The sequence below is a fragment of the Pantoea sp. AN62 genome, assembly GCF_050432985.1.
Lineage (GTDB): Bacteria > Pseudomonadota > Gammaproteobacteria > Enterobacterales > Enterobacteriaceae > Pantoea > Pantoea brenneri.
Genome location: NZ_JBNPYB010000001.1, coordinates 597,793 through 605,114, shown reverse-complemented (window position 1 = coordinate 605,114; position 7,322 = coordinate 597,793). Strand labels below are relative to the sequence as shown.

The window sequence follows — 7,322 nt, the reverse complement described above, 5'->3', positions numbered from 1 at the left end:
CGTGACTACGATGGTCAGGTAGCGGAAGCTATGGCCATGGTGCGTGCGTTGAACAGGATGACAAAGGCTGGGATGCCAGAAAGCGTGCGTATTGCTTGAAAATCCAGCCAGCTACAGGGTCGTTCGCAAGAAATCTTATTTATTCAACAAAGCCCGATGACATTAAAGATGATGCCATCAAAACTAAAGGCTACTTTATTTACCCGAGCCAGCTGTTCTGCAATGTGGCCGCAAAAGCGAATACCAACGATAGATTGAACGCTGATTTGAACAGCATATTTGTCGCCATTGAAAGCTCAGCCTATGGCTATCCTTCTGAGGCCGACATTAAAGGCCTGTTCGCTGACTTTGACACCACCAGTAACCGCCTGGGTAACACCGTTAAAGATAAAAACAGCCGCCTCGCTGCCGTGCTGAAAGGCGTTGAAGGCTTAAAGCTGGGTGATTTTGATGCGCATCAGATTGACCTCTTTGGCGATGCATATGAGTTCTTAATTTCCAACTACGCGGCGAATGCCGGTAAGTCAGGCGGTGAGTTCTTTACGCCACAGCACGTATCTAAACTGATTGCCCAACTGGCGATGCATGGTCAGAGCCATGTTAACAAAATCTATGACCCAGCAGCAGGCTCTGGCTCACTGCTGTTACAGGCGAAAAAGCATTTTGATAATCACATCATCGAAGAAGGCTTTTTCGGGCAGGAGATTAACCATACGACGTTTAACCTTGCGCGTATGAATATGTTCCTGCACAACATCAACTACGACAAATTTGACATCAAGTTGGGGAATACGCTGACTGAGCCGCATTTCGGCGATGAGAAACCCTTCGATGCAATTGTCTCCAATCCGCCCTACTCGGTGAAATGGATTGGTAGCGACGACCCGACGCTGATTAACGATGAGCGCTTTGCTCCGGCAGGTGTGTTGGCTCCGAAATCAAAAGCCGATTTTGCTTTTGTGCTGCATGCGCTGAACTATCTTTCTCCCAAAGGCCGCGCAGCAATTGTCTGCTTCCCGGGGATTTTCTACCGTGGCGGTGCTGAGCAAAAAATCCGTCAGTATCTGGTCGATAACAACTACGTTGAGACCGTAATTTCACTTGCACCTAACTTGTTCTTCGGCACCACCATTGCCGTTAATATTCTGGTGCTGTCAAAACATAAAACTGATACCAGCGTGCAGTTTATTGATGCCAGCGGGCTGTTTAAGAAAGAAACCAATAATAACATCCTAACGGATGCGCATATTCAGCAGATTATGCAGGTATTTGACAGTAAGGAAGATACAGAACACCTGACTAAATCCATACCGCTTGAGGCCGTTGCCACCAATGACTATAACTTGTCGGTCAATAGCTACGTTGAAGCTATGGATAACCGCGAAATTGTCGATATCAGCGAACTGAATGCCGAATTGAAATCCACCGTCACCCGGATTGACCAGTTGCGCAAGGATATCGATGCGATTGTGGCAGAAATTGAAGGCAGCGAGGCGCAGGCATGAGCGAGCTGAGTTATCTGGAAAAACTGCTGGATGGGGTTGTGGTTGAGTGGTTGCCGATTGGCGATATTGCTGAAATTTATGGTGGATTAACAGGAAAAACCAAGGCTGATTTTGAAAAAGGTAATGCCAAATATATTTCATACAAAAGCATTTTTGGCTGCTTAGATATAAAAAATATACCAACTGATTGTGTCGACGTACGTGAAGGTGAACGACAGCATAATGTCAGATATGGTGATGTTTTATTTACCGGATCATCTGAAATAGCTGAAGAGGCAGGCATTTCATCCGCAGTCACATCGCATTTTGATGAGCCTGTTTACCTAAACAGCTTCTCTTTTGGTGTTAGGTTTAGAGATGAAATTAAAATAAAGCCTGAATTCTCAAAATACCTTTTCAGAACAAGCATGATGCGTACAGAAATAGCAAGGACTGCGAGTGGCGTAACACGCTTCAATATTTCAAAGGCTCGATTCAAAAAAGTTTTGATTCCCGTTATTTGCCCGAATAACCCAGAAAAGTCCCTTGCCATCCAGTCTGAAATCGTCCGGATTCTGGATAGCTTTACCGCTCTTACCGCTGAGCTTACCGCTGAGCTTACCGCTGAGCTTACCTCACGTAAAAAACAGTACAACTACTATCGTGATAAGTTGCTGGGCTTCAAAGAAGGTGAGACTAAGTGGGTGACCCTGTCGGTATTGGCACAGAATCTCAACTCCAAAAGAAAGCCAATTACCAGCGGTTTGAGGGATGCAGGGAATATACCCTATTACGGAGCGTCAGGTATTGTCGATTACGTAAAAGATTATATTTTTGATGGCGACTTTCTACTTGTATCCGAAGATGGCGCAAACTTGTTGGCTCGTAATACACCGATAGCATTCAGCATCAGTGGTAAGACTTGGGTGAACAATCATGCCCATGTACTTAAATTCGATACCTATGCAGAGCGAAGATACGTTGAGTATTATCTGAATAGTATTGACTTAAAAGCCTATATTTCAGGCGCTGCCCAACCTAAGCTAAATAAGAAAAACTTAGATAGCATCCGTATCCCAAATCTATCGCTTGAAGAAAAAGATAGAATAGTTTCAATCCTCGATAAGTTTGAGGCATTAACAAATTCAATTACTCACGGCCTTCCACACGAAATCACGCTGCGCCAGAAACAGTATGAATACTACCGAGATTTGCTGTTCAGCTTCCCGAAGCCTGATGCCGTCAGTCAGTGACAGTCATGCTATAACTAACCGGTCAGCGTTTGCTGGCCGTGCCATACATAAGCAAATTCATCGGCTGGTAGCTTTTACTTCATCTGCTGCCGGTCTTTGCCATACAGCACACAGGATGCGCGATGACTCAACAGACCAACACCATTGCTGAATCGAATAAGTTCATTGTACTCGATAAGTATTCTAAAGCCTGGGAGGTAGGAGATAACTACCAGAGTGAATCGGATCTGGAGCGTGAACTGATTCAGGACCTATGCAATCAGGGATATGAATTTGTTTCCTTCACCTCCCAGCCGCTGATGCTGGCGAATATCCGTACGCAGCTTCAGGCACTTAATGGCGTGGTATTCAATGACGGTGAATGGCGGCGGTTCTGTGAGAGCTATCTGGACAGCCCGGGTGACAGCAGTCTGGATAAGACTCGTAAAGTACATATCGATTACATCTGCGATTTTACCTTTGATAACGGCCAGCTTGAAAACATTTACCTGATTGATAAAAAAAATCTGGTTCGTAACAAAGTACAGGTTATCCAGCAGTTTGAACAAACCGGCTCACACGCTAACCGCTACGACGTCACCATTCTGATTAATGGCCTGCCGCTGGTTCAGATTGAGCTGAAAAAACGCGGCGTGGCGATTCGGGAGGCCTTTAACCAGATACACCGTTACAGCAAAGAGAGCTTTAACAGCGAGAACTCCCTGTTCAGGTATCTTCAGCTGTTTGTGATTTCCAACGGCACCGATACTCGCTATTTTGCCAATACCACGAAACGAGATAAAAACAGTTTCGACTTCACCATGAACTGGGCGAAGTCTGATAACACGCTGATTAAAGACCTGAAAGATTTTACCGCCACTTTTTTCCAGAAGCATACTCTGCTGCATATCCTGTTTAACTACAGCGTGTTTGACAGCAGCCAGACGCTGCTGGTGATGCGCTCTTACCAGATTGCCGCCACCGAGCGTATTCTTTGGAAAATTAACAGCTCCTATAAAGCTAAAGACTGGTCAAAACCCGAAGGCGGTGGCTTTATCTGGCATACCACCGGTTCAGGTAAAACTCTCACCAGCTTCAAGGCGGCAAGGCTTGCCACTGAACTGGACTTCATCGATAAGGTCTTCTTTGTGGTTGACCGTAAGGACCTCGATTACCAGACCATGAAGGAGTACCAGCGCTTTTCACCGGACAGCGTCAATGGTTCAGATAACACCGCCGGCCTGAAGCGTAATCTGGAGAAGGACGATAACAAAATCATCGTCACCACCATTCAGAAGCTCAACAACCTGATGAAGGGGGAGGCAGATTTACCGGTATACCGTCAGCAGGTAGTGTTTATTTTTGATGAGTGCCACCGCAGTCAGTTTGGTGAAGCTCAGAAGAACCTGAGCAAAAAATTCTCCCGCTTTTATCAGTTCGGCTTTACCGGAACACCTATTTTTCCTCAAAACGCTCTAGGGGCTGAAACCACGGCCAGCGTGTTCGGTCGCGAGCTGCACTCTTATGTGATCACTGATGCCATCCGGGATGAAAAGGTGCTGAAGTTTAAGGTGGACTACAATGATGTCCGCCCGCAGTTCAAGGCACTGGAAACGGAAATCGATGACAAAAAACTCAGCGCAGCAGAAAATCAGCAGGCCTTTCTGCACCCGCGTCGTATCGAGGAAATAACCCGCTATATCCTGACGCATTTTCGTCAGAAGACCCACCGTGCCTTCCCGGGCGCTAGAGGCTTTAATGCCATGTTCGCAGTGAGCAGCGTCGATGCGGCTAAAGCCTATTATGAAGCCTTTAAATCACAGCAGCAGTCAGCATCAGAGGCGTCTGATGCGTATAGGCCGCTGAGAGTGGCCACCATTTACTCCTTTGCGGCCAATGAAGAGCAGAATGCCGTCGGTGACATTACAGATGAGAGCTTTGATGTCAGCGCGATGAACAGCAGCGCCAAAGAGTATCTGGATGCGGCGATTGATGACTATAACGGTTACTTTAAAACCAACTTCAGCACCGACAGCAATGGCTTTCAGAACTACTACCGGGATTTAGCCCAGCGCGTGAAAAATCAGGATATCGACCTGCTGATTGTTGTCGGGATGTTCCTGACCGGCTTCGACGCCCCGACGCTGAACACCCTGTTTGTTGATAAAAACTTACGCTATCACGGGCTGATGCAGGCGTTTTCACGCACCAACCGTATCTACGATGCGACCAAAACGTTCGGCAATATTGTGACCTTCCGTAATCTGGAGCGTGCAACGATTGATGCCATCACGCTGTTTGGCGACAAAAATACGAAAAACGTGGTGCTGGAAAAAAGCTACAAAGAGTACATGGAAGGCTTTACCGATATCGTCACCGGTGAGGCGAAGCGTGGCTTTATGGACATCGTCACTACACTGGAACACCGTTTCCCTGATCCGGCTGACATTGAAAGCGAGAAAGAGAAAAAAGCTTTTGTGAAGCTGTTTGGTGAATATCTGCGGGCTGAGAACATCCTGCAAAACTATGATGAGTTTGCCACGCTGAAAGCGCTACAAACAGTCGATATCAGTAACCCGGAAGCCGTCGAAGCGTTCAAAGCTGCGCATTATCTGGATGATGATAAGTTCGCTGAAGTCCAAACTATCCGCCTCCCAGCTGAGCGGAAAGTGCAGGATTATCGCTCGGTGTACAACGATATCCGTGACTGGCAGCGCAAAGAAAAAGCAGCTGATGACAAAGATAAATCAACCATCAACTGGGAAGACGTAGTGTTTGAGATCGACCTGCTGAAGTCGCAGGAAATCAATCTGGACTACATTCTCGGCCTGATATTTGAACGCAATAAACAGAATAAAAACAAAGCAGGCCTGACCGAAGAAGTTAGACGCCTGATTCGCTCTAGTCTGGGTAACCGTGCCAAGGAAGGGTTGGTCGTTGACTTTATTCAGCAAACAAATCTTGATGAACTGCCGGACAAAGCAGGGATTATTGATGCATTCTTCACCTTCGCTCAACGTGAGCAGCAGCGCGAGGCGGAAGAGTTGATTAAGTCAGAAAACCTCAATGAAGAAGCTGCAAGACGCTACATCCGCACCTCCTTAAAACGTGAATATGCGACGGAAAATGGTACGGAACTTAATGAGGCGCTGCCAAAACTCAGCCCCCTGAATCCGCAGTACAAAACTAAGAAACAGACGGTATTCCAGAAAATTGTATCATTCATCGAGAAGTTTAAAGGTGTAGGTGGTCAGATCTAAATATTGTTAAAAAGGGGAGGTCATCGAGGATGGTATGATTCCCCCATTTATTCCCCCGCGTAGAGGGTTTAGGGGATTAGCTGATTAATTTTCGCGGTATGAATGTAACATATTGAAAATTTGGGCTTTGCCTCGATTCCCCCACTTGATGCGTATATAAGGCTTTGAAGTGGGGGAATCATTGTCAAATGCGTACTACTTTATTTCTTCCCCCACTTAATCCCCGTTTATTCCCCCGCTTTTAACTCCAGAGAGACCGGCCTAATATGTTCACCGTCACAAATGACACGGCCTTCCTTTTCCAGCTTATCCAGCCAACGAGTGAATTTCTTAGAGACATCGAATCCCATCGCTCGCATGTCATCTCTAACTAGCGCGCGAGTACAAGCATCACCGTTGGCGGTTCGGGAGCGAATGGCTTGCCAAAGGGCAACGTGATTATCGGTAAGACGTGTAATGCCGGTTAGCTCGGGATCGGTGTCATCCATAACAGGCCGTCCTTCATCATTCAAAACTAGCGAGGTAATTTGGTCACCATCATTGTCGATGTAGAGATCGACCGGAACCAAGTCATAAGCCTGCCGTGGTGGCTCCTCGGCATCCTTCATTTTGGTACAGCTAAGAATCAGCGCTCCGCCTTCACCTTCGCGGCGGACGTTAAATTCAACATCAAGGGCAGCACGGAATGCACTGGAACCTCGCGCGCCTTTGTCCTGATCTTTACCTGAGTGATGAATGACTAAGACGGTAGCTTCAGTAGCTGCCTTGATAACGTCACAACCCTGAATAAATGCACCCATATCTTTGGCGGCATTCTCATCTGAGCCACCAAAGCAGCGCGCGAGAGTATCTAAAATAATCAATCTGACAGGCATGCCTGAAGCTGCTTTAACATCATTGGCGGCCCTGATGACTTGTTGCACGCTTTCGGAACTGGCAGGGAAAATGGGGCAGTCGATGCGGTAAAGCGTATCGATTGGGGAGCCGTTATTGAGAGTTTCTTCCCAGGCACGAATTCGGCGTGGAACCCCAATTCCGCCTTCGCCAACGACATAGATTACTGCACCTTGCGTAACCGGCCTGCCTGCCCAAGGTTTGCCAGTGGCAATGTGGCATCCCCATGAGACCGCCAGAAAAGATTTATAAGAACCACTTGCCCCATATGCGCTGGTTACTGACGCGCTGGGGAGATAGCCTTTGATAAGATAATCCTGCCGGGTATCAAAACCATCAGAACCCTTGCGTAAGGGAAGGGAGGTGCTGAGGTCTGGCTTGCGCTCTTGAATGTGAGAGATTGAAGAAAGCTTTGAGTCTGGCTTGTACATTTGCAGATGAAATACTTCGTT

Annotated in this window: 3 protein-coding genes and 2 pseudogenes; 4 read left to right on the top strand and 1 reads right to left on the bottom strand. The window is 47.0% G+C overall.

The window, feature by feature from the left end:
* The 4 genes and pseudogenes from FHW04_RS02985 to FHW04_RS02970 all read left to right on the top strand — a co-directional run.
* A pseudogene (locus tag FHW04_RS02985) lies at positions 1 to 99 on the top strand (IS5/IS1182 family transposase); the annotation flags it as partial.
* Positions 100 to 155: 56 nt separating this feature from the next.
* Positions 156 to 1,505, top strand: a pseudogene (locus FHW04_RS02980) (type I restriction-modification system subunit M); the annotation flags it as partial.
* Complete coding sequence (locus FHW04_RS02975) at positions 1,502 to 2,737, top strand: restriction endonuclease subunit S (protein ID WP_089561178.1); 1,236 nt, start codon at positions 1,502 to 1,504, stop codon at positions 2,735 to 2,737. The pseudogene FHW04_RS02980 and the gene FHW04_RS02975, both read left to right, overlap by 4 nt.
* Before the next feature lie 122 nt (positions 2,738 to 2,859).
* Positions 2,860 to 5,976, top strand: coding sequence for an HsdR family type I site-specific deoxyribonuclease (locus tag FHW04_RS02970; RefSeq protein WP_094106337.1), 3,117 nt, complete (start codon positions 2,860 to 2,862; stop codon positions 5,974 to 5,976).
* 227 nt (positions 5,977 to 6,203) lie between these two features.
* Here the strand turns inward: FHW04_RS02970 and FHW04_RS02965 are convergent, their stop codons facing one another.
* The gene (locus FHW04_RS02965; protein ID WP_227021889.1) at positions 6,204 to 7,301 is read right to left on the bottom strand and encodes a helicase RepA family protein; all 1,098 of its coding nucleotides are present in this window, start codon (positions 7,299 to 7,301) and stop codon (positions 6,204 to 6,206) included.
* Between the last annotated feature and the right edge of the window lie 21 nt (positions 7,302 to 7,322).

Coding starts and splice junctions, on each gene's coding strand:
- FHW04_RS02970 (WP_094106337.1), top strand. CDS start 2,860: ATGACTCAACAGACCAACACCATTGCTGAATCGAATAAGTTCATTGTA.
- FHW04_RS02975 (WP_089561178.1), top strand. CDS start 1,502: ATGAGCGAGCTGAGTTATCTGGAAAAACTGCTGGATGGGGTTGTGGTT.
- FHW04_RS02965 (WP_227021889.1), bottom strand. CDS start 7,301: ATGTACAAGCCAGACTCAAAGCTTTCTTCAATCTCTCACATTCAAGAG.